This is a genomic window from Streptomyces sp. NPDC003247, assembly GCF_042888135.1.
Lineage (GTDB): Bacteria > Actinomycetota > Actinomycetes > Streptomycetales > Streptomycetaceae > Streptomyces.
In genome coordinates this window covers 551,492-570,759 of sequence record NZ_JBIAPF010000006.1, presented here as the reverse complement: position 1 = coordinate 570,759, position 19,268 = coordinate 551,492, and the positions used below count along the sequence as shown (strand labels likewise).

Genomic DNA, 19,268 nt, shown 5'->3' with positions numbered 1-19,268 from the left:
TCACGCCCGGTCCGCCACGCGTTCGCCGAGCAGGCCCTGTGGTCGCACCAGCAGCACCAGGATCAGGATCACGAAGGCCCACACGTCCTTCCACACCGAGCCGCCGAACATGTCCAGCGCGGGCAGGTGCGGCAGCGCGCCGGAGGCCAGCGACTCGGCGACGCCGAGCACCACACCGCCGAGCATCGCGCCCTGGATGTTGCCGATGCCGCCCAGCACCGCGGCGGTGAAGCCCTTCAGACCGGCGATGAAGCCCATGTTGTAGGAGACCGTGCCGAGCCTGAGGCCCTGGGTCAGACAGGCCACGGCGGCCAGGGCGGCCCCCACCGCGAACGCGATCACGATGATCCGGTCGGTGTCGATGCCCATCAGCCGCGCCGTCTTCGGGTCCTGCGCGGTCGCCTGCATCGCCCGCCCGGTGCGGGTCCGCCGGACGAACCAGGTCAGCCCGACCATCGCCGCCGCGGCCACCACGACCGTGAGGATCGCCGCGTACGACACGCTGACCGAGCCGATGTGCAGCGGTTCGCCGGGCAGCTGGGGGAAGGGCACGGGGGCGCTGACACCCATCGACCTGCCGGGCAGGGTGAAGAAGTTGAACACGATCTGCTGGAGGAGGAGCGACAGGCCGATCGCGGTGATCAGCGGGGCGAGGCGGGGCGCGGTGCGCAGCGGCCGGTAGGCGAGCCGTTCGGCGGCCACCGCGGCGGAGACGGAGACGAGCACGGCGGCGAGCAGCATCACCGGCAGCGCCGCCCACAGCGGGATCTCGCGCAGCGCCGGTACCCACACGTAGACGAAGAGGGCGCCGAAACCGCCGAGCATGAAGATCTCGCCGTGCGCGAAGTTGATGATCTGGAGGATGCCGTAGACCATCGTGTAGCCCACGGCGATCAGGCCGTACATGGTGCCGAGGACGATGCCGTCGGTCAGCAGCTGGAGGAGGTCGGTGAGGGTCACCTCGGGTCCTTCGGTGGTGCGGACGGGGAGGGCGGACCGGTTCCGCTCCGGTCGGTCGGGCGGGCGCCGCGGGGCGCGGCCGGACGGGCGCGGAACCGGTCCTCGGGGCAGGTCAGTCCTCGACGGTGACGACGTCGATGCCGTTGACCCACTTGCCGTCCTGGACGCCGTTGACGCTGATGACCTGGTTGACGCTGTCGCCGTACTCGTCGAAGCCGACCTTGCCGGTGGCGCCGTCGAAGGTGACGTCCTGGAGGGCGTCGACGACCTTCGGCCGCAGCTCCGTGACCTTGCCCGCCGTGCCGCCGTTCCCCTCCACCGCGGCCTTCACGGCCTGGATGAGCGCGGTGGTGGCGTCGTACACGTAGGCACCGAAGACGCCGTAGGGCTGCTCGTAACCGGCCGCCTCGTACGCGGAGATGAAGTCCTTCGCCGAGTCCAGCTTGTCGATCGGGGCCCCGTCGGAGTGCGCGTAGGTGCCGTTCGCGGCCGCGGCGCCGGCGATCGACACCAGCTCGTCGTCCTTCACCGCGTCGCCGCCGCCCAGCGGCCCGTCGAACCCGGCCGCGACGAGCTGCTTCTTCAACGAGCCGGCCTGCGGGTACTCGCCCCCGTAGAACACGCCCTGCGCGCCGGAGGACTTGACGCTGTTGACGACCGCCGCGTAGTCGGACTCGTCGGGGTTGAGCGACTGGTGGACGACGACCTTGCCGCCGAGCTTCTCGTACGCGTCGGTGAAGCTGTCCACGATGCCGACGCCGTAGGTCTTCTTGTCGTCGACCGTCGCCAGCTTCTTGACCTTCAGGTCGTCGAAGAAGTATTCCGCCATCACCGGGGCGGCGACCGCGTCGGTGCTGATGGTGCGGAAGTAGTTGTCGTACTCGCGCCGGGGGGCCGTCTTGTAGTCGGCGCCCTGGGTGAGCGCCGCGGCCGTGTTGGCGCCGGAGATCTGCGCCATCCCCGCGTCGCGCAGGGTGGACACCATGGCCGCGGAGACGGAGGAGTTGTAGGCGCCCACCACGCCGATCACACTGTCGTCGGCGACGAACGCCGCCGCGTTCTGCTGGCCGATGTTCGGCGTCGCCTGGTCGTCCTTGGCGACCAGCTCGAACGTGACACCGGGCACGGTCTCGTCCTTGTTGGCCTTCTTCACGGCCAGTTCCGCCGAGTTCTTCATGCCCAGGCCGACGGCCGCGAGGTCCTTCGACAGCGGTGCGTCGAAGCCGATGGTGACGGTCGTGGTGCCGTCGCCGGACGCGCCGTCCCCGGTCCCCTCGTCACGGGAGCCGCAGGCGGCGAGCAGGAGCGCCGCGGCCAGGACGGACGCGGTGACGGCGACCGGACGACGGCGCCCGGCCCTTCGGGTGGTGCTGGTGGTGTGGGACGTACGGACGTGATGCACAGGTTCCTCCCCGGACGGATCCGCATGCCGCAGCCGAGACGGGCCGCCGTACGGCGGGGCGGGCTGGGCTTCGCGCAGTGGCTGAAACCTAGATCCGCGGCAGCGCCCCGCCGCTTGTCCTGGCGGCAGATTTCCGGGGCCGCCGATTGTCCGGCAGGACAACGGGCGGTAGCGCCCGTGTCATGTGACAAGTCGGTTGCGGCTGAGTGGAATTGACTGATCGTCAGGGGCGGGTCGGGGGGCGGAGCGCGGCGCGCAGCTCCAGCATGGTGATCAGCCGCTGCTCCGGGTCGTCGAGGTCGATGCCGGTCAGGGCCACGGCGCGGCGGATGCGGTAGCGCAGGGTGTTGGGGTGGACGTGCATCCGTTGCGCCACCGACCGCACGTCACCGAAGGCGTCCAGATAGCCCAGCAGCGAGGCGCACAGCTCCGAGCCGTGCTTGCGGTCGTGCGCCAGCAGCGGCTCCAGCGCGGGGTCCCGGATGTCCGGGTGCGCCCGCAGCAGTTCCAGGACCCGGCTCAGCACGACCGACGCGCGGGCGTCCTGGTACGTCGCCACCTCGCGGCCCGGGTCGTGCGCGACGACGTCCAGGATGCGGTCCGCCTCGGCGCGGGCGGCCGGGGCGTCGGCCAGCCGCCGCGGCGCGGACACCGCCGCCTGCACCGGGGTGCCCAGATGCCGGCGCAGCGTCGTGACGAGGTCCGTCGTCCAGCCCGCGGGAGTGGCCCGGCCGGCCGGGGCGAGAGCGTCCGCCGGGTGCGGCGCCGCGTCCGGCACCAGCACGTACAGGCGGCCGTCCAGCCGGGTCGCCACCGCCGTGCGCCGGTGCGCGGCCGCGTGCAGCGCGATCGTGTCCACCGCACGGGTCCGGCGCAGTTCCGCCTCGGGGCCGCCGTCACCGGCGGGCTCGTTCAGCTCGACCGCGATGACCGTGGCGCAGGTGCGGGCGGCGATGCCCAGGTGCCCGGCGAGCGACGTGGCCGGCAGCCGGCCCGCCAGCAGCCCCGCCGCCAGTTCCTGGCGCACCCCGCCGTCGGAGCCCGCGCCGCCCGGCTGCCGGATCAGCATCAGCGCGGCCAGCCGGGCCGCGCCGCGCAGCGCCTGCAACGCCCCCTCGGTGAGCGGTGCGCCGGCCTCCTGCACCCAGATCGTGCCCAGCAGACGCCCGCCCGCCGTGATGCCGGCCGCGAGCCGCCGCCGTGTCCCCAGATCGGGTCGGGCCCCCACCTCCACGACCTCCTCCGTGCGCAGCCGCTGGTAGACCCCCGCCTCGTGGAGCACCTCCAGGTACGACGGCGGGCAGGATTGGCCGAGGATGGACAGCCGCCGCACCTCGTCGACCTGGCCGTCGGAGCGGGAGTAGGCCAGGACCCGGTGCGCCGGATCCTCCACCGAGACCGCGCCGCCGGTCAGCGCCGCCAGGGTCTGCACCAGCGAGAACAGGTCCCCGTGCGCCGACGCCCGCCCCAGGCCCGGCGCCTGCCGCACGCTGTCCACGACGGTCCGCGCCACCGAGTCGACGCGCTCCCACCGCACGTCGTCCCGCACCCCCAGGAGCGCGGTCCCCGACTCGGCGGCCGCCTGCCGCAGCGCCTCCACCGCGTCCGCGTCCGTCCCGGCCCGTACGGCGACGGCGGTGGCCCCCGACCGGGCCGCCGCGATCAGCGGCCGCAGCGCCGCCCGGCCACGCGCCCCGATGAGCAGCACCAGACAGTCACGGTGCTCCGGCTCCGGCTCGCCGTCCGGTTCGGCGATGACCACCCCGGCCACCACCCGGTCCAGGCCGTGCGGCGCGGCGAGCAGATCGGCCAGGGGCCCGGACAGGGCGGGCAGCACCTGGCCCAGCAGAACGGCGGAGCCGGCGGGGGAGACCGACGGGGAGGGGCGCGGGGGCCGGGGGCCGGCGGACATCGAAGGCGTTCTCCGAACTGAACGGGACAGGGTGTGTCCCGGAACCTAGGCCGCGCACGGTACGGCGGCCCTTGTCGGCTCGGACGAAACGGGAGGGGAGCGGGTTGTGCGCGCGGCCAAGGCGCCGTTGCGCCACGGCACCGACCGCCCTCGTGGGCGGCGGGGGCGGTTTCCGGCCGCCCACGAGGGCGGTCGCTTCACGGCCGTTCACAGGTGTACTGCCGGGGGGCGTCCGGGCGGTGTCGTGTCCTGCCGGGGGCGTCCGGCCGGTGTCGTGTCCTGTCGGTGGGCGTCCGGTCCCGGCTGTGCTGCCCGGTTCCGGCCGTGCTGCCCGTGTCCGGCCGTGCTGTCGGCCCCGGCCGTGTCGCCTGTGCCCGCCTGTGCCCGGCCGTGTCGCCTGTGCCCGCCTGTGCCCGCCCGTGCCGCCCGGCCCTGGTCGTGCCCGCCTGTGCTCGGCTGGCCGTGCCCGCCCGTGCCGTCCGGCCCCGGCCGCGCCGCCCGCGCCTGCCCCTGCGCCGCCCGCGCCCGCCCCTGCCGTCCGGCCCCGTACGGCCGGACGGCAGGGGCGCGCACAGCCCTTCTGCCAGATCCCGCACGGCCACGGCCGTCCCGGATCTGTCCTCGGTGCCGGGCGCCGTCCCGCCGGGCCGCGTCCTCGTCAGGCCTGTTCGGACCGGTGGGCGAGGGCCACCGCGACCACCGCCGCCAGGCCGAAGACGGCGCACAGCGCCCAGACCGCGGTGTAGCCGCCCTCGCTCGGCGTGGCCCCGCCGAGGGGCGTCGCCGAGGCCAGCAGGGAGGCGATGGCACCGCCCGCGACCGCGCCGCCGACGGTCTTGGCGTTGTTGTACAGCGCGGAGGCGACGCCCGTGCGGTCCACAGGCGTGGCCTCGACGATGACCGTGGGCATGGCGCCGAGCGCCGCGCCGGTGCCCGTACCGCACAGCAGCAGGGCGGCCACGACCTGCCAGAGCGCGTCGTGCAGGACCGCCAGGACCACGAACCCGGCGGTCATCAGGGAGAACGCGGCGATCAGGGTGGGGCGGTAGCCGAGGCGCCGGGCGATCAGGGCGGTGCAGCTGGAGGTGGCGAGAGCGGCGAGCGTGGCGGGCAGGCCGACCAGGGAGATGGCCAGGGCGTGCAGACCGAAGCCGTAGCCGTCGGTGCCGGCGTCGGCGGCGAGGAAGGTGGCGTTCGGGGACTGGCTGCCGAAGTACAGGACACCGAAGAAGAACGAGGTCAGGTAGAAGGGCGCCACGGCGCGTCCGCGCAGGGCACGCAGGTCCACCAGCGGGTCCTCGGTGCGCAGTTCGACCCGCACCCAGACACCGGCCAGGACCGCGCAGGCCAGCAGCGGCAGCAGGACCTGGGCCGAGAGCCAGCCGCCGTGCTCGGCGCGCGACACTCCCGCGAGCAGGGTGACCAGCGCGGCGCCGAGCAGGCACGCGCCGGGCCAGTCGGGGCCGCCGGCCGTGCGCGGCACGCTCTCGGGGATGCGCCAGAACGCCACGGGCACGCACGCCAGCGCGAGGAGCGCGGGCACGAGCAGCACCAGCCGGAGGTCGGCCACCGCCTGGCTGATCGCGCCCATCGCGACGGCGCCGACCAGGCTGCCGAGGGTGAGGGCGCCGACCAGACGGGCGATGGCGGCCCGGGCCTGCTCGACCGGGAGCCGGTTCCTGACGAGCGCGATCTCCAGCGGGAGCAGCGCGACGAGCGCACCCTGGAGGACGCGGGCGAGCAGCAGGGTGGTGAAGTCCGGGGCCAGGGCGAGCAGCAGGGTGCCGGCCGCGACCGAGACGAGGGCGACGCGCAGCATCCGGCGGTGGCCGTGGAGGTCGCCGAGCCGGCCGAAGACCGGCACGAGGACCGCTCCGGAGAGCAGCTGCACGGAGATCACCCAGTTGACGGCGGAGTCGCCGACGCCGTGGTGGTCGCCGAGGTCGGGCAGCAGGGGGGCGATGCCGGTCTGGAGGAACCCGCTCATGAGCTCGAACAGGACGAGCAGCCCCACGACCGTCCGGGCGGAGGCCGCGGGCCCGGCGGGAGGGGCCGCCGCCGGTCCGCCCGGTGCGGCGGCGGTGTCGGTCACGCGCCCTCCCCGGCGGTGGTCGGGGCCGCGGCGGTGCCCGTGGCCGGCGGAGTGGACGGGAGCGCGGTGGCACCGGGGCCGGTGGCGTCGGGGCCGGTGGGGCCGGCGGCCGTCCCCGGCGCTTGCAGGGCCAGGCGCCGGGCGGCGAGGGTGGCCAGCAGCAGCGCCTGGTCGGGCAGGACGCCGTCGTCGTACACGGCCTGCGGCGAGTGGTTGACGGGCGCGGTGGCCGGGTCGCGGTCGGGCGGGCAGGCGCCGACGGCGAGGAAGGCGCCGGGGACCTGGTGCAGCACGAAGGAGAAGTCCTCCGACCCGGAGACGGGCCGGGGGGCTTCGAAGACACGGGTCGGCCCGAACAGGTCGAGCGCCGTCCCGAGCGCGAACGCCGCCTCGGCGGGAGGGTTGACCGTGGCCGGGTACTGGCGGCCGTAGTCGACGCGCACGTCGACGTCGTGGGCGGCGGCCACACCCCGCAGCGTGCGCTCCACCAGGGCCTGGACCTGGTCCCGGGCGGCCTCCGAGAAGGTCCGGACGGTGGCGCTGAACTCGGCGGTGCCGGGCACCACGTTGCGGGCGGTGCCCGCGTGGAAGACACCCACGGTGATCACCGCCGGGTCGTGCACGTCGATCTCGCGGGCGAGCCGGGTCTGGAGCGCGGTGACCATGTCGCAGGCGGCGACGACCGGGTCACGGGTCAGGTGCGGCATGGAGCCGTGGCCGCCGCGGCCGGTGACGGTGACGTCGAAGGTGTCGCTGGCGGCCAGCAGGGTGCCGGGGCGCGTGGCGACGATGCCCTTGGGGACCTGGGTGGAGAACACGTGCAGGCCGTAGGCCGCGACGACGCGGGAGCCGGCCGCGTCCAGGACCCCCTCCTCGATCATGATCCGGGCCCCGCCGTCGCCCTCCTCGCCGGGCTGGAACATGAAGACGACGTCGCCCGCCAGCTCCTCGCGGCGCGCGGCCAGCAGGCGGGCGGCACCCACGAGCCCGGCGGTGTGCAGGTCGTGACCGCAGGCGTGCATGACCCCGGGGTTCTCGGAGGCGTACGGCAGTCCGGTGTCCTCGGTGACCGGCAGCGCGTCCATGTCGGCGCGCAGCAGCACGGCGGGACCGGGCCGCCCGCCGCGCAGGACGGCGGTGACGGAGCTCAGCCCCCGGCCGGTCGTGATCTCCAGGGGCAGGCCGTCCAGGGCTTCGAGGACCCTGCCCTGCGTACGGGGAAGGTCCAGGCCGAGTTCGGGATCACGGTGCAGACGGCGGCGCAGGTCGGTCAGCTCGTCGGCGAGGGCGGTGGCGTCAGCGTGCTGGAACATGGCGTGTATCGTGCGCTCACCGTCCGCACGCTTGGCCGGCAACGCAGTGATGAGGCAATTCACCGAGATCATTCGCAGGAATCGGTCATGGCCGGCTCATGGGCCGCTCCGGCCCGGCGGGGGAAGGGGGGACGGGGTGCTCGACGAGATCGACTACCTGCTGATCACCGCCCTCCAGCACGAGCCCCGGGCCGACTGGCGGCGGATCGGCGCCCTGCTGGACGTGGACGCCACGACGGCGGCGCGGCGCTGGGCCCGCCTCACCGGCGCGGGACTGGCCTGGCTCGGCTGCCATCCGTCCCCGGCCGCCACGGGAGAGCTGATCGTGGCGTTCATCGAGGTGGACTGCGAGCCCGGCCGGCTGCACACGGTCTGCGAGCAACTGGTGGACGACGCCGCCCTGTTCAACATCGAACACGCCACGGGCTCCCGCGACCTCCTGCTGACGGCGGTGTTCCGCAGCCAGACCCAACTGGCCCGCTACGTCGGCTTCCGCCTGGGAGCGCTGCCGGGCATCGCCGCGACCCGCACCCAGATCGCGACCGCCCTGCACACCGAGGGCAGCCGATGGCGCCTGGACCGGCTGAAGGAGAGCGGCAGACCGGACGGCCCGCGGGCCCGCCCCGCCGCCCCCGCCGCGACCCTCGGCCCGGCCGACCTCGATCTCGTCCTGCTGCTCGGGGAGGACTGCCGGCAGAGCGTCAGCCGCCTCGCCGAACGGAGCGGCCTGAGCGCCGCCACCGTACGCCGGCGCCTGGCGAGGCTGGAGGCGGCGAACGCCATCGCCTACCGCTGCGAGGCGGCGCGCTCGGTCTCGGGCTGGCCGGTGAGCGCCACCGTGTGGGGCGCCGTCCCGGCGGCCGAGACGGCGCGTGTCACGGCGCAGCTCTCCGGCATGCGGGAGACACGGCTGTGCGCCACGCTGACCGGCCCGCACAATCTGCTGTTCACGGTGTGGCTGCGGTCGGTGGGCGACATCCAGCCGTTCGAGGCGGCGCTCGTCCAGCGCTTCCCCGACCTCACCATCACCGACCGGGCGGTCACCCTGTGGCGGCTCAAGCACGCCGGGCACATCCTCGACCCGGAGGGGCGGCGGCTGCGGACCGTCCCGTTCACCGGGATGTGGAACGACGGCGACACGAGCGCCGCCGAGACGGCGCTGCTGGACCGGCTGCGCGGGGCGGGCGGCACACCGGTCTGACCCGGTCTGACACCCGGGGGCCGCCCGGCACAGCCCGGCACCGCCCGGCGCGAGCCGCACCCCGGCGCGCCGCGGCCGCCACGCCACGTGGACCGGGAGGGCGCAGCGGGAGGGCGGACGGGGAGGAGCGGACCGGTCAGGAATCGAGAAGCAGCCCGTGCCGAGCCCCACCTAGCATGACCGCGGACGGAACCGGGCGAGCCGGGGCGAGGCCGCGACGACGGCCCCGCCCGACAGAGGAGAAGACCACGATGAGCAAGGCCACGACGGCGAACCAGCAGTCGCCCGTGCCGCACGCCGCCGACAGCCACGAACTGATCCGCGTCCACGGGGCGCGCGAGAACAACCTCAAGGGCGTCGACATCGAGATCCCCAAACGCCGGCTGACGGTGTTCACCGGTGTCTCCGGCTCGGGCAAGAGCTCGCTGGTGTTCGACACGATCGCCGCCGAGTCCCAGCGGCTGATCAACGAGACCTACAGCGCCTTCGTCCAGGGCTTCATGCCCACGCCGGCGCGGCCCGAGGTCGACGTCCTCGAAGGGCTGACGACCGCGATCATCGTCGACCAGCAGCGGCTGGGCGCCGACCCCCGCTCCACGGTCGGCACGGTCACCGACGCCAACGCGATGCTGCGCATCCTCTTCAGCCGGCTCGGCACGCCGCACATCGGCCCGCCCGGCGCGTACTCCTTCAACGTCGCCTCGGTCTCCGCGAGCGGCGGGTACACGGTCGACCGCGGATCCGAGAGGACCCGGACCGAGAAGGTGACCTTCAGCCGCACGGGTGGCATGTGCACGCACTGCGAAGGCCGGGGAACGGTCACCGACCTCGACCTCACCCAGCTCTTCGACGACTCCAAGTCGCTCTCCGAGGACCCCTTCACCATCCCCACCTACACCGGGGACGGCTGGGTGGTGCGGGTCATCACCGAGTCGGGCTTCTTCGACCCGCGCAAGCCGATCCGCGAGTACACCAAGAGGGAGCGGCACGACTTCCTCTACCGCGAGCCGACCAAGGTGAAGATCAACGGCGTCAACCTCACCTACGAGGGGCTGGTCCCCAAGCTCCAGAAGTCGATGCTCTCCAAGGACCGGGAGGCGATGCAGCCGCACATCCGGGCGTTCGTGGACCGGGCGGTGACCTTCGCCGACTGTCCCGAGTGCGACGGCACCCGGCTGAGCGAACTCGCCCGCTCGTCGCGAATCGGAGAGCTCAACATCGCCGACGCCTGCGCCCTCCAGATCAGCGACCTGGCCGACTGGGTCCGCGGCCTGTCGGATCCGTCGGTGGCGCCGCTGCTCACGGCGCTCCAGCACACCCTCGACTCGTTCACGGAGATCGGCCTCGGCTACCTCTCGCTGGACCGTCCGTCGGGCACGCTGTCGGGCGGCGAGGCGCAGCGGGTGAAGATGATCCGCCACCTCGGGTCCTCGCTCACCGACGTCACCTACGTCTTCGACGAGCCCACCATCGGCCTGCACCCGCACGACATCCAGCGGATGAACGACCTGCTGCTGCGCCTGCGGGACAAGGGCAACACGGTGCTCGTCGTGGAGCACAAGCCGGAGGCGATCACGATCGCCGACCACGTGGTGGACCTCGGGCCCGGGGCCGGAACGGCGGGCGGCACCGTCTGCTTCGAGGGCACCGTCGAGGGACTGCGGGCTAGCGGCACGGTCACCGGCCGCCACCTCGACGACCGGGCCGCGCTCAAGAAGACGGTGCGCGAGCCCACCGGCGCGCTGGAGATCCGCGGCGCGTCGACGCACAACCTGCGCGACGTCGACGTCGACATCCCGCTCGGCGTGCTGTGCGTGGTCACGGGCGTGGCCGGCTCGGGCAAGAGCTCGCTCGTCCGCGGCTCCGTCCCGGCCTCGGCGGGCGTGGTCTCGGTGGACCAGGCCCCGATCCGCGGCTCGCGCCGCTCCAACCCGGCGACGTACACCGGGCTCCTCGACCCGATCCGCAAGGCGTTCGCCAAGGCCAACGGCGTGAAGCCGGCGCTGTTCAGCGCCAACTCCGAGGGCGCCTGCCCGAACTGCAACGGCGCCGGCGTCATCTACACCGACCTGGCGATGATGGCCGGCGTCGCCACCACCTGCGAGGAGTGCGACGGGAGGCGGTTCCAGGCCTCGGTGCTGGAGTACCGCCTCGGCGGCCGCGACATCAGCGAGGTGCTGGCGATGCCGGTGACGGAGGCGGAGGAGTTCTTCGCCACCGGCGAGGCGCGCACCCCGGCCGCGCACCGCGTCCTCGAACGGCTCGCCGACGTCGGGCTCGGCTACCTCACCCTCGGCCAGCCGCTCACCACGCTGTCCGGCGGCGAGCGGCAGCGGCTCAAGCTGGCCACGCACATGGGTGAGAAGGGCGGCGTCTACGTCCTCGACGAGCCGACCACCGGCCTCCACCTCGCCGACGTCGAGCAGTTGCTCGGCCTGCTGGACCGGCTGGTCGACTCGGGCAAGTCGGTTGTCGTCATCGAACACCACCAGGCGGTCATGGCACACGCGGACTGGATCATCGACCTCGGTCCCGGCGCCGGCCACGACGGCGGCCGGATCGTCTTCGAGGGCACCCCCGCCGACCTCGTCGCCGCCCGCTCCACCCTCACCGGCGAGCACCTCGCGGCCTACGTGGGCGCCTGACCGGGGCGCCCGCGACGGCAGCCGGCACCCGCCCGCGACGGCTGGGGGAGGGCAGGGTGTCCGCGGCCCCGCCGCCCCACCGTCCTGTGTGGCAGGATCGCGTGGGTGACCAGCAGACCCGCCGCGGCGCAGCACCTGCGCACCCTCGCGCTGCTGCGCCGCGTCCGCGACCGCATCGACCGGGAGTACGCGCAGCCGCTGGACGTCGAGGCACTGGCCCGCGCCGTGAACATGTCAGCGGGCCATCTCAGCCGCGAGTTCCGCCTCGCCTACGGGGAATCGCCGTACTCCTACCTGATGACGCGCCGGATCGAACGGGCGATGGCGTTGCTGCGGCGGGGCGAACTCAGCGTCACCGAGGTGTGCTTCGCGGTCGGCTGCGCGTCGCTGGGCACCTTCAGCACGCGCTTCAGCGAACTGGTCGGCATGTCCCCCAGCGCCTACCGGCGCCTGGCGGCGAGCGGGACCGAGGGCATCCCGTCGTGCGTGGCGAAACAGGTGACCAGACCGGTCAGGAACCGGCAGGCGCGGTCGTCGGACACCACCTGACGCGACCGCTCCGGAACGCGGCACCGTGCCGGGTCCCGGTGGATCGGGACCCGGCACGGTGGCGGCCGCTGTGGAGCGGCTGCCCGGGCTGCCGGCGCGACGTGAAGGCGGCCCGGGACGATCGGGTGGGACACCGACGGCCCCAGGTGCGGGACACCGACGGCCGTCGGCTCAGCCGTTCAGCGCGTCGATGAGGGCCTTGGTGACGTCCTCGGTGGAGGCGGTGCCGCCGACGTCCCGGGTGAGGACGCCCGCGGCCGTGGTGGCCTCGATGGCCCGGTGCAGACGGGCCGCCTGCTCGGGAAGTCCGAAGTGCTCCAGCATCAGCGCGGCACTGCCCACCGCGCCGATCGGATTGGCCAGGCCCTGCCCGGCGATGTCCGGGGCGGAACCGTGGACGGGCTCGAACATGCTGGGGAAGCGGCGCTCGGGGTTGAGGTTGGCGCTGGCGGCCAGACCGAGGCTGCCGGCCAGCGCGCTGCCGAGGTCGGAGAGGATGTCCGCGTTGAGGTTGGAGGCCACGACGACGGAGAGGTCCTCGGGGCGGAGGACGAACTTGGCGGACATGGCGTCCACGAGCACGCTCTCGGTCTCGACGTCGGCGTAGTCGGCGGCGACGCGCCGGAACACGTCGTCCCACAGGACCATGCCGTACTGCTGGGCGTTGCTCTTGGTGACGGAGGACACCTTGCGGTGGGCGCGGGTGCGGGCCAGATCGAAGGCGAAGCGCATGATCCGCTCGCAGCCCACCTCGGTGAACAGGGCCGACTGGACGGCGACTTCGCCGCCCCGGCCGCGGCCGGAGAGGTTGCGTCCGCCGAGACCGGCGTATTCGCCCTCGCTGTTCTCCCGGACGACGACCCAGTCCAGCTCGGTGTCGTCGGCCTTGCGCAGCGGGCTGGTGATGCCGGGCAGGAAGTGCACGGGGCGGACGTTGGCCCACTGGTCGAAGTTCTGGCAGATCTTCAGCCGCAGGCCCCACAGGCTGATGTGGTCGGGGACCGTGGGCCAGCCGACGGCGCCGAAGTAGATGGCGTCGAAGTCCTTCAGCCGCTCCAGGCCGTCGTCGTCGATCATCTTGCCGGTGCGCTCGTAGAAGTCGCAGCCCCAGGGGAACTCCTGCCAGTCGAAGGCGAAGGCGCCGCGCGAGTCGGCGGCCAGCGCGTCCAGCACGGCCCGGCCCGCGGCGACGACCTCGGCGCCGACGCCGTCGGCGGGGATGGCGGCGATGCGGAAGGTACGGGTGGTCTCGGTCACGGGAGCCTCCGGCTGGTGGGGGAACGCCCTGCTCGAGTGAGCCTAGGCGGTGTGGGGTCGAGGTGACACCGAGTCAACACGCGCGCCGCGGAGGCGTCCAAGACGTGCTTCCGATGCGACCTATAGGAACGACCGATCGGTACGACGACAGGAGACACGACAGGAGACACGACAGGAGACACGGCGGGAGCGCGGCCGGGCGCCACGGCACGCGCGGCGGCGGGCGCGACGCCGGTGGCGCCTCACGCCGGTGAGGCCCCGGTGCGGCGCAGGGCCAGGGCGCGGGTCAGCTCCAGGAAGGCCTGGGCGCCGGGGGTGAGGTGGGACGGCAGGCTGATCATCGCGACGTGCAGGTGCGCGGTGGGTTCCAGGGAGGCGACCACCAGACCGCAACGGCGCGCCAGACGCGTCCAGGAGGCGGGCAGGACCGCGATGCCCACGCCGGTGAGCACCAGCGGGAGGATGGAGGTGCGGTGGTCGACGACGGCGACGATCTCCGTGTCCGCGCTGCGGGCGGTGACGTCGTCGACGATGGTCCGCATCAGGCTCCCGGGACGGGAGGCGATCAGTTTCCGCCCGGAGAGTTCCTCCGGACGCAGGACGGCACCGTCCTCGAAGGGGCCGCCCGCGGCGGCCACGACGACGAACGGCTGCTCCTCCACGGGCAGGACGTCGATCCCCGGTGCGCTCACGGGGCTGGCCGCGCCGAGCAGCCCGAGTTCGCAGGCGCCGCTGCGGACCAGGCCGACGGTCTCCTCGGGTGTGAACGCGGCCCGGGTGACGACGGTGACGGACGGGTGCGACGCCGCGAAGCGGTGGATCAGCGAGGTCAGGGGTTCGATGCCCGGTGACGGCATCGCGGCCACCTCCACCGTGCCGCCCCCCAGGCCGGCCAGGGAGGCGGCCTTCTCCCGTACGGCGTCCAGGTCGCGCAGGACCCGCCGGCTCGGTTCGAGGAGTTCGGCGCCGGCCTTGCTGAGGACCACGCCGCGGCCCATGCGGTGGAAGAGGGCCACTCCCAGGTCCGCTTCCAGATTGGCCATGGCCTGCGACAGCGACGGCTGCGCCACGTGGAGCGCGGCCGCCGCCTTGCTGAAGCCGCCGTGCTCCACGATGGCGAGGAAGTACTGCAGTTGCCGGGCGTCCACACCGCCTCCTTGGCTGCTCCGATCAGGGCAGCCTATCGAGGGGGCGGCAGCGTCAGGTGGACGTGGCCGGCCCCCTGAGCCGTCGTCGGGACATCGGAAGGTCGTGCCGGTGCCGTCAGGCCGGCCGGGACGCCGTCGCGGACGACGCCACGGACGACACCGGCTGTCCCGGGTCGGCGAGAGCGTCCTCCCGCCGGGCTTCGGCCGGGTCCTCGGTCAGCCGGCCGGCCAGGACCTGCCGGGCCCGCTCCAGGTCCAGCGCGTTCTCCCAGCGGGCCACGAAGAGGGTGGCGACCGCGTTGCCGCAGAAGTTGACCAGGGCCCGGCACTCGGACATGAACTTGTCGATGCCGAAGACCAGCATGATGCCCGCGGCGGGCACGTGGCCGACGGTCGACAGGGTCGCGGTCAGCGCGATGAATCCGCCCCCGGCCACGCCGGCCGCGCCCTTCGACGTCAGCAGCATCACCGCGAGCAGTCCGAGCTGCTGGCCCGCGGAGAGCGAGGTGTCCGTGGCCTGGGCGATGTACAGCGTGGCCAGGGACAGGTAGATCGCCGCCCCGTCCAGGTTGAAGCTGTAGCCGGTCGGCACGACGAGACCCACCGTGGGCCGGTCGACCCCCATGAACCGCAGCTTGCGCATCAGACCGGGCAGCGCGGGCTCGGCCGTCGACGTGCCCAGCACCAGCAGGAGCTCCTCTTTGAAGAAGCGCAGCAACTGGAAGATGTTCAGCTTCACGTAGGCCGCCAGCACCGCGCCCAGCACCACCACGACGAACAGGATCGAGGTGGCGTAGAAGAGCAGGATCAGCGAGCCGAGGCTGGTGAGCGTGGAGAGGCCGAACTTGCCGATCGCGAAGGCCATCGCGCCGAAGGCGCCCAGCGGTGCCGCCTTCATCACGAACGACAGGACCTTGAAGACCACGTCGGTCAGACGGTGGACCGACGCGACGATCGGCTCGCCGGCCGGGCCGACCACCTTCAGCGCGATACCGAAGAGCACGGCCAGGAAGATCACCTGGAGGATGTCCCCGTCGACGAACGCCCCGAAGAAGCTGTCCGGGACCAGGTGGGTCAGGAACTCCCACCAGTGCTGGTGCTCACCCTTCTCGATGTACTGACCGGCGTCTCCCGAGGTGTCGAGCTCACCGACGTCCGCGTGCACGCCCTCGCCGAGCGGGAAGAGGTTGATCGCCACCAGGCCGGCGGCCAGTGCCACGATCGTGCCCGCCTGGAAGTAGACGAGCGCCTTGACCCCGGTGCGGCCCACCTTCCTCAGGTCCGCCACACCGGCGATGCCGCCGATGACGGTCAGGAAGACGATCGGACCGATGAGCATCTTCATCGCCGTGACGAAGGTCGTGCCGATCGGCTCCATCGACGTGCCCAGATCCGGCCACCGCCACCCGAGCACCACACCGATCACGATCGCCACCAGCACCTGCACGTACAACTGCCGGTACCAGGGCTTGGCCTTCCTCACGGCGCCGCCTGCGGCTACGTCCGGGGTGTGCGTCATTGCAACCTCCATCCGGGCACGGCCGGGCCCCACCGGCACGCGACACGGCGGCTGCGGCACCGACGGCCGCGACGGCGAGGTCCGTTGCGGCACCGGGCCCGACCGGCACCGCCCCAACTGACGGCTCAGTGAAGCCGCTCACACGCCGACAGGTCCACGACCAAAAATCGATGCCCCGCATAGGCGGTGCCTATAGGCGGAGCGGCGGTTCCGGAGTCGTGGGCGTCAGCTCAGGCGGGACGGCACCGGCACGGAGTGCAACGCGAACAAGGGGCCCGGCTGCTGCCGGACCCCTTCACATCCTGTGGCGGGACAGGACCCGGCCCCGGGCTCTCGAGGGGAGAGCCCGGGGCCCGGGATCCGTGTCAGCCGCGGACGATGTTCTCGGCCTGGGGGCCCTTCTGGCCCTGGGTCACGTCGAAGGTGACCGTCTCCCCCTCGACCAGCTCCCGGTAGCCGTTGCCGGAGATGTTGGAGTAGTGCGCGAAGACGTCCGGCCCGCCGCCGTCCTGGGCGATGAATCCGAAGCCCTTCTCGGCGTTGAACCACTTCACGGTGCCGCTGGCCATGCTGTTGTGTCCTTCGTTCTCGCCGGTCACCCGGCTGGAGTGGAATGTGGGAGCCTTCCACGAGCATGGGCGGCGTCCCAGAACCCTTCCTACCCCACGGGTCACCGAATTATCCGATCTTTCTGCACGAGGTCTTCTTCGTGTTGCGCGAGACGTACGCCGGCCGGTGCACGGCCGACGCCGGGACCCTCGTGCGGCGCCCGCCACGAGAGGCCGGTCGCCCCCGCCGCCTCCACCGGAGGAACCACCTCCACGGGCCCGTCCTCGGTGGCCGGAGCCGCCGCCGACGCGCCCGCGTATACCCTCACCGCTCCGCCAACTGCCCTACGTGGGACCGCAGTTCATGTACACCCGACGCGACGATTCCTATGCAGTACACAGGTTGTTGCCAGCCTCCCTTTAATCATCGACGAAATTGTCGACGATGTGAATCACACCACCCACGGACACAAGCCGCGCACCCCGGGAACCCACCGCTCACGCCGGTGGTTCATGAACAAGGCCCTGCTCGCCGGCGGCGTCTCCGCCGTCGCGGTCATGGGCGGCTACGCCGCCACCACGGCCGGCGCCGAGACGACGTCGACGACCGACGCGACCGCGAGCGCGTCGCCGTCGGGCCCGCCGGCCGGCGGCGGCTTCGGCCAGACGATCGCCTACGACGACTTCGTCGGCGTCACCACGGACGGCACCGTCGTCGACGACCTGTACGCGATCCACTCCACCGGCGTCTCCACCACCCCGGTGATCCGCGCCGCGCAATCCTTCGTCGACTCGCTCACCGACGACCAGAAGTCGGCCACGCTCTTCGACGTCGACGCCGACCAGTGGCTGGACTGGACCAACGTCGACTCCAACGACCGTGAGGGCGTCGCCCTGCGCGACCTCACCGAGAAGCAGTACGCGCTCGCCCTGAAGCTGCTCAAGGCCTCGCTGTCGGCTCGCGGCCTGAAGCAGGCCAACAGCATCCGCAAGCTCAACCACTTCCTCGGCGAGTACTCGGGCGACACCTCCAAGGCGCTCAACGAGGACGCCTACTGGTTCACCGTCATGGGCACCCCGTCGGCGAAGGACGCCTGGGGCTTCCAGTTCGAGGGCCACCACCTCGTCATCAACTACTTCGTTCTGGGCGACCAGGTCGTGATGACCCCGACCTTCATGGGCTCCGAGCCGACGAAGATCACGTACGACGGTGTGAACTACCACCTCTTCCGGGAGGAGACCGCCGCCGGCCTCAAGCTGCTGCGCTCGCTGGACAGCACTCAGCTCGCCACCGCGCTCTCCACCGCCGCGAAGACCGGCGCCGACCTGATCGCCGGAGCCGGCCAGGACAACGCCGTCATCCCGTACGCGGGTCTCAAGGGCTCCGAGCTGAACCGCAGGCAGCAGCAGCTGCTGCTCGACCTGGTCGAGGTGTACGTCGGCTACCAGGACGAGGGCCACGCGCGGGTGCGGCTGCGGGAGATCGAGAAGCACCTCGACGACACGTACTTCTACTGGATCGGCGAGTACGAGGACGACTCGGCGTTCTACTACCGCGTCCACAGCCCGGTCGTGCTGATCGAGTACGACGCCGAGTCCCCGCTCGCGTACCACGAGGACGAGGACGGCAGTTCGGCCTCGGCCACGCCGTCCGCCTCCGCCTCCCCCTCCACCTCGGCGAGCCCGGGCGGCGCCCCCGGCGGCGGCGGTCCCGGCGGAACCCCCACCCAGCAGCACATCCACACCATCATCCGCACCCCCAACGGCAACGACTACGGCGTGGACCTGCTCAAGCTCCACCTGGCGACCGACCACTGACGGTCGCTCCGCCGCCCGCGTCACCTCGGGCGCCCCGGCTCCGGCCGGGGCGCCCGTCGGCGTCCGGCCGGGCGCCCCGCACCCGCCCCCTCACACGCCGAGGTTCTCCTGGCGCAGGAGCCGCGGTGCGGAGACGTGGCCGTCGCGGAGAACCGAGGCTTCCACGAGCACGGCGACATCGGCCCCCAGAGAACGGCCGGCGCCGCTCTCCGCGAGCCAACGGGCGGCGGCCACGGTGCCGTAGGTCGACCAGCCCCCGACCAGTACGACCCGCTTGGCCGGGTTGAGGGGGTTCGGTGCCCTGACCACGTAGCCACTGACCCGGGTCACCTCACCGTCCGTGACATCGCCGGTGTAGGCGGTGTCCCCCCAGGTGATGGCGTCCCCGCGCAGGCGGAAGGGCAGCGCCTCCGCCATGGCCCGCAGGAGACGGTGAGCCGTCTCGTTGTTCTTCGGCCCGCCCAGGACGAGCAGATCGCCCTCCGTCTCGTGCCCCGGAAGATGCGCCGACAGGCGGACCTTCTCCAGGTCGACGTCCCGGTAGGCGTGGGTCAGCGAGGGGATCAGCACGGACAGGGCGCGTATCTGCCCCAGGCCGGCCACCGGCCGCTGATAACGGCCGGTGTCGATGTGGGAGGTGTCCAGGACGATGGAGAGTCCGGCTCCGTCCGCGTAGCGCCATGTACGACGTGCGGGCAGCCGGCGGACCGCCAACCAGCGCACCAGGCCCATGACCGCGGTGAGCGCGGCGGCCACCACCGCGCCGAAGATCTGCGAGCCCACGGCTTCCGCGAGAGCGTCCACGGAGCGTCCCCCTTCGCTCGGCCTTCACTCGGCTGGGCCTTGACGGCGCGGGTGCCCCGAGCCGTCACCATTGGATCACGGCACCGGCCCGCGCCGCGGC

14 protein-coding genes are annotated in these 19,268 nt (G+C 72.8%); 4 read left to right on the top strand and 10 right to left on the bottom strand.

Annotated features, from left to right (window positions below; translation table 11 throughout):
- The 5 genes from ACFYWQ_RS23295 to ACFYWQ_RS23275 form a co-directional block, all read right to left on the bottom strand.
- The gene (locus tag ACFYWQ_RS23295; protein WP_389518834.1) at positions 1-906 is read right to left on the bottom strand and encodes a branched-chain amino acid ABC transporter permease; all 906 of its coding nucleotides are present in this window, start codon (positions 904-906) and stop codon (positions 1-3) included.
- Between the two features lie 166 nt (positions 907-1,072).
- Positions 1,073-2,362: a branched-chain amino acid ABC transporter substrate-binding protein gene (locus ACFYWQ_RS23290; protein ID WP_389518785.1), complete on the bottom strand. Its 1,290-nt coding sequence runs from the start codon at positions 2,360-2,362 to the stop codon at positions 1,073-1,075.
- Between the two features lie 223 nt (positions 2,363-2,585).
- Complete coding sequence (locus tag ACFYWQ_RS23285; protein ID WP_389518784.1) at positions 2,586-4,274, bottom strand: PucR family transcriptional regulator; 1,689 nt, start codon at positions 4,272-4,274, stop codon at positions 2,586-2,588.
- Between the two features lie 658 nt (positions 4,275-4,932).
- Positions 4,933-6,366: an MFS transporter gene (locus tag ACFYWQ_RS23280; RefSeq protein ID WP_389518783.1), complete on the bottom strand. Its 1,434-nt coding sequence runs from the start codon at positions 6,364-6,366 to the stop codon at positions 4,933-4,935.
- A complete protein-coding gene (locus ACFYWQ_RS23275) occupies positions 6,363-7,679 on the bottom strand; it encodes a M20 family metallopeptidase (protein ID WP_389518782.1) in 1,317 nt (438 codons plus the stop codon). Before ACFYWQ_RS23275 ends, ACFYWQ_RS23280 begins: the two co-directional genes overlap by 4 nt.
- A 136-nt stretch (positions 7,680-7,815) precedes the next feature.
- Between ACFYWQ_RS23275 and ACFYWQ_RS23270 the strand changes: the two genes are divergently transcribed.
- The 3 genes from ACFYWQ_RS23270 (at position 7,816) to ACFYWQ_RS23260 (ending at position 12,074) form a co-directional block, all read left to right on the top strand.
- The gene (locus tag ACFYWQ_RS23270; RefSeq protein ID WP_389518781.1) at positions 7,816-8,880 is read left to right on the top strand and encodes an Lrp/AsnC family transcriptional regulator; all 1,065 of its coding nucleotides are present in this window, start codon (positions 7,816-7,818) and stop codon (positions 8,878-8,880) included.
- Positions 8,881-9,131: 251 nt separating this feature from the next.
- Positions 9,132-11,525 carry an ATP-binding cassette domain-containing protein gene (locus ACFYWQ_RS23265; RefSeq protein WP_389518780.1) on the top strand — a complete coding sequence of 798 codons (2,394 nt, stop codon included), beginning with the start codon at positions 9,132-9,134 and terminating at the stop codon, positions 11,523-11,525.
- Positions 11,526-11,630: 105 nt separating this feature from the next.
- Positions 11,631-12,074, top strand: coding sequence for a helix-turn-helix transcriptional regulator (locus ACFYWQ_RS23260; protein WP_389518779.1), 444 nt, complete (start codon positions 11,631-11,633; stop codon positions 12,072-12,074).
- Between the two features lie 171 nt (positions 12,075-12,245).
- On the opposite strand, the gene ACFYWQ_RS23255 is transcribed toward ACFYWQ_RS23260, so the two are convergent.
- The 4 genes from ACFYWQ_RS23255 to ACFYWQ_RS23240 form a co-directional block, all read right to left on the bottom strand.
- Entirely contained in the window at positions 12,246-13,331 is a 1,086-nt protein-coding gene (locus tag ACFYWQ_RS23255; RefSeq protein ID WP_389518778.1) for a tartrate dehydrogenase, read from the bottom strand.
- Between the two features lie 242 nt (positions 13,332-13,573).
- Complete coding sequence (locus ACFYWQ_RS23250) at positions 13,574-14,479, bottom strand: LysR family transcriptional regulator (protein WP_389518777.1); 906 nt, start codon at positions 14,477-14,479, stop codon at positions 13,574-13,576.
- Positions 14,480-14,594: 115 nt separating this feature from the next.
- Positions 14,595-15,998, bottom strand: coding sequence for a C4-dicarboxylate transporter DctA (gene dctA / locus ACFYWQ_RS23245; protein WP_389518776.1), 1,404 nt, complete (start codon positions 15,996-15,998; stop codon positions 14,595-14,597).
- Positions 15,999-16,363: 365 nt separating this feature from the next.
- Positions 16,364-16,567, bottom strand: a complete 204-nt coding sequence (locus ACFYWQ_RS23240; protein WP_385077134.1) for a cold-shock protein — start codon at positions 16,565-16,567, stop codon at positions 16,364-16,366.
- Between the two features lie 492 nt (positions 16,568-17,059).
- On the opposite strand from ACFYWQ_RS23240, the gene ACFYWQ_RS23235 reads away from it, so the two are divergent.
- Positions 17,060-18,364, top strand: a complete 1,305-nt coding sequence (locus tag ACFYWQ_RS23235; RefSeq protein ID WP_389518775.1) for a DUF3500 domain-containing protein — start codon at positions 17,060-17,062, stop codon at positions 18,362-18,364.
- Positions 18,365-18,454: 90 nt separating this feature from the next.
- Here the strand turns inward: ACFYWQ_RS23235 and ACFYWQ_RS23230 are convergent, their stop codons facing one another.
- Entirely contained in the window at positions 18,455-19,168 is a 714-nt protein-coding gene (locus ACFYWQ_RS23230; protein ID WP_389518774.1) for a hypothetical protein, read from the bottom strand.
- Between the last annotated feature and the right edge of the window lie 100 nt (positions 19,169-19,268).

Excerpts from the sequence above, each read along its gene's own strand:
- ACFYWQ_RS23240 (WP_385077134.1), bottom strand. The coding sequence starts at position 16,567 with ATGGCCAGCGGCACCGTGAAGTGGTTCAACGCCGAGAAGGGCTTCGGA.
- ACFYWQ_RS23295 (WP_389518834.1), bottom strand. The coding sequence starts at position 906 with ATGTACGGCCTGATCGCCGTGGGCTACACGATGGTCTACGGCATCCTC.
- ACFYWQ_RS23285 (WP_389518784.1), bottom strand. The coding sequence starts at position 4,274 with ATGTCCGCCGGCCCCCGGCCCCCGCGCCCCTCCCCGTCGGTCTCCCCC.
- ACFYWQ_RS23265 (WP_389518780.1), top strand. The coding sequence starts at position 9,132 with ATGAGCAAGGCCACGACGGCGAACCAGCAGTCGCCCGTGCCGCACGCC.
- ACFYWQ_RS23275 (WP_389518782.1), bottom strand. The coding sequence starts at position 7,679 with ATGTTCCAGCACGCTGACGCCACCGCCCTCGCCGACGAGCTGACCGAC.
- dctA (WP_389518776.1), bottom strand. The coding sequence starts at position 15,998 with ATGACGCACACCCCGGACGTAGCCGCAGGCGGCGCCGTGAGGAAGGCC.
- ACFYWQ_RS23235 (WP_389518775.1), top strand. The coding sequence starts at position 17,060 with ATGAACAAGGCCCTGCTCGCCGGCGGCGTCTCCGCCGTCGCGGTCATG.